The organism is Streptomyces sp. NPDC001880, from assembly GCF_053594575.1.
Genome location: NZ_JBSFET010000236.1, coordinates 1 through 2,629 on the forward strand (window position 1 = coordinate 1; position 2,629 = coordinate 2,629).

The 2,629-nt window shown below is 70.6% G+C and carries 4 protein-coding genes; 1 reads left to right on the forward strand and 3 read right to left on the reverse strand.

The window, feature by feature from the left end; translation table 11 throughout:
* The 3 genes from ACWCQ6_RS36750 to ACWCQ6_RS36760 form a co-directional block, all read right to left on the reverse strand.
* Positions 1 to 771: NADH-quinone oxidoreductase subunit C (locus tag ACWCQ6_RS36750; protein ID WP_451096785.1), on the reverse strand; the 771-nt coding region annotated here is incomplete at its 3' end.
* Positions 768 to 1,430 carry an NADH-quinone oxidoreductase subunit B gene (locus ACWCQ6_RS36755; RefSeq protein WP_451096787.1) on the reverse strand — a complete coding sequence of 221 codons (663 nt, stop codon included), beginning with the start codon at positions 1,428 to 1,430 and terminating at the stop codon, positions 768 to 770. The genes ACWCQ6_RS36750 and ACWCQ6_RS36755, both read right to left, overlap by 4 nt.
* Positions 1,421 to 1,822 (reverse strand): NADH-quinone oxidoreductase subunit A, encoded by a 402-nt coding sequence (locus ACWCQ6_RS36760; protein ID WP_189544080.1) that lies wholly within the window; start codon positions 1,820 to 1,822, stop codon positions 1,421 to 1,423. Before ACWCQ6_RS36760 ends, ACWCQ6_RS36755 begins: the two co-directional genes overlap by 10 nt.
* 169 nt (positions 1,823 to 1,991) lie before the next feature.
* On the opposite strand from ACWCQ6_RS36760, the gene ACWCQ6_RS36765 reads away from it, so the two are divergent.
* Positions 1,992 to 2,629: sensor domain-containing protein (locus ACWCQ6_RS36765; RefSeq protein ID WP_451096789.1), on the forward strand; the 638-nt coding region annotated here is incomplete at its 3' end.

The following is a 2,629-nucleotide window of genomic DNA, read 5'->3' on the forward strand; positions in this document are numbered from 1 at the left end:
CGGCGGGGGTCGTCGCCTGAACGGACGCGAAACGGTAGTCGGCCGTCTCGCCGTCGACGGTGGCGGTGCCGTTGCCGAAGTCCGGTTCGTCGGAGAGCCCTCGCTCGCGCTGCGGGTGCGGCGCACCGGGCGGTCGCCCGCCGCGCGCGGGGTGCGTCCCGGGCGGGACGGGGCGGGCGGGAGCTGGCCCTTCAGGGGGCCCCAGTCGTTCGGGTCGGGAACGCCGGGCGGCATCATCGTGCGCCGCTTCGGTCCGCCGTGCTCCGACTCGCCGGGCTCCTTCGCACCGGGCCATGCCTTCGCGACGCGCGCCGCCAGCACGAAGTCCTTGCGCAGCGGATGGCCCTCGAAGCCCTCGGGCAGCAGCAGCGGCACCAGGTTCGGGTGGCCCTCGAAGCCGATGCCGAACATCTCGTGCGTCTCGCGCTCGTGCCAGGCGGCGCCCGCGTAGACGCCGACGGCGGTGGGCAGGACCGCCGCCTCGTGCGGGACGGTCGTACGGATCATGAGCCGGCGCACCCTGCCCGTGGCCAGGGCCGCGACATGGGCGCAGACCGAGAATCCGGTGCCCGGTTCGTCGACCGCGCTCAGCCAGTCGAAATACGTGCAGCCCAGCCGGTCGCGGGCCGTTTCGAGGGCGGTGATCCAGGAGGCCGCCGGTACGTCGACGGTCAGCAGGTCGTACGCGTACTGGGCCGTCGCGTCCTCGCCGAAGAGTTCGGCGGCGGCGTCCGGCAGGCGGTCGTAGGCGTCGGAGGGGCTGGTGGTCATGCGCGGTCCTCCCCCGGAGCCGGGGACGGAGCCTGGGCCTGGGACGGGGCCTGCGGGGGCGCGACCAGACCGCTGCGCAGGGCAGCGGTGGAAGGACGGCTGCCGCCCGCCGTGTACCGCTCCCCCAGCGACTCGCGGGCGATCTTCTCCTGGAGCTTGAGGATGCCCTGGAGGAGCGCCTCCGGCCGGGGCGGGCAGCCGGGAACGTAGACGTCGACCGGGATGATCTGGTCGACGCCCTTGGTCACGGAGTACGAGTCCCAGTACGGGCCGCCGCAGTTGGAGCAGGCGCCGAAGGAGATGACGTACTTGGGCTCCGGCATCTGCTCGTACAGCCGCTTCACCGCCGGGGCCATCTTGTCGGTCACCGTGCCGGAAACGATCATGAGGTCGGCCTGGCGCGGTCCCGGCGCGAACGGGATCACGCCGAGCCGGATGAAGTCGTGCCGGGCCATGGAGGCGGCGATGAATTCGATCGCGCAGCAGGCGAGCCCGAAGTTGAAGACCCAGAGGCTGTAGCGGCGGCCCCAGTTCAGGACCACCTTCATCGGCTCCGGCGCCAGGCGCGACAGGACGCCGAGCCGCTTGGGCTCAGGCAGGAAGGTCGGCACGGGCTGCGGTTCGAAACCCCCGTCGGCCGGCGGGCTGGTCACGTCCATTCGAGGACGCCCTTCTTCCATGCGTAGAGCAGTCCCACGGCCAGGAAACCGAGGAAGATGAACATTTCGACCAGCGTCGTCGCCCCGTATCCGGGCGCGGCGAATACGGTCGCCCACGGAAACAGGAAAATCGAGTCGACGGCGAAGATCACGTACAGGAAGGCATAGACGTAATAACGGACCTGGGTATGTGCCCATCCTTCACCCACCGGGTCCACGCCGCATTCGTACGTCAGGAGCTTCTCCGGCGTCGGGACCACGGGGCGCAGCAGCCGGCCGGCCCCGAAGGCGACGGCGACGAACAGCACGCCGATCACGGCGAGCAGTCCGACCACTGAATACCCGTGGAAGTAGTCCGACGCGAGAACGGTCGATTCCGGCAGGTCCGCCACGTCCGCCCCTCGCTCCTTCGAATCCGTCCGGTGATCTGTACGCACGGGAGTCTAGGCCCTGTTAAAGAGAGGGTAAGCAGCCGCGTCGGACAAGGGGTGGGGTTATCCCTACTTCACCTCACCCATGGGCCCCATGGCGTGCGCCGGTCCGGCCCGGCAGGCTGGGCCCATGACCATGAGCCCCCAGGTGCCGGACAACGACCGGCCACCGCCCGCCCGCATCATTCCCGACCGCTGGACCTGGAAGGAGATCGGCCATCTCCTGGCCAATCTCCCCATGGTCATCGTCGGGTTTGTTTACACAGTGCTCATGATCGCCGTCGGCGTGGCCCTTGCGGTCACGGTGATCGGTCTGCCCCTGCTCGCCCTCGGGCTGCACGGGGCGCGGCTGGTCGGCAAGGCCGAGCGGGGCCGGGCGCGGGCGATGCTCGGGGTGCGGATCGACGAGCCGAGCCCGATGGATCTGGCCCGCCGGGAAAAGGGGTTCTTCCCCTGGCTGTGGTCGAGCCTGAAGGACCCGGTGGGCTGGCGGACCGTGCTGTACTCCTTCGTCCGGCTGCCCTGGGGCGTGCTCACCTTCGCGGTGACGCTCGTGAGCCTCCTCGTGCTGTGGCCGGTGCTCCCCCGCATCGCGCGGCTCCTCAGCAATGTGGACCGGTCGATGGTGCGCGGGCTGCTCTCGCCCTCCGACGAGCTGGAGCGCCGGATCGCCGAGCTGGAGTCGGACCGGGGGGTGGTCGTCGACACGGCCGCCGCCGACCTGCGCCGGATCGAGCGCGATCTGCACGACGGCGCCCAGGCCCGCCT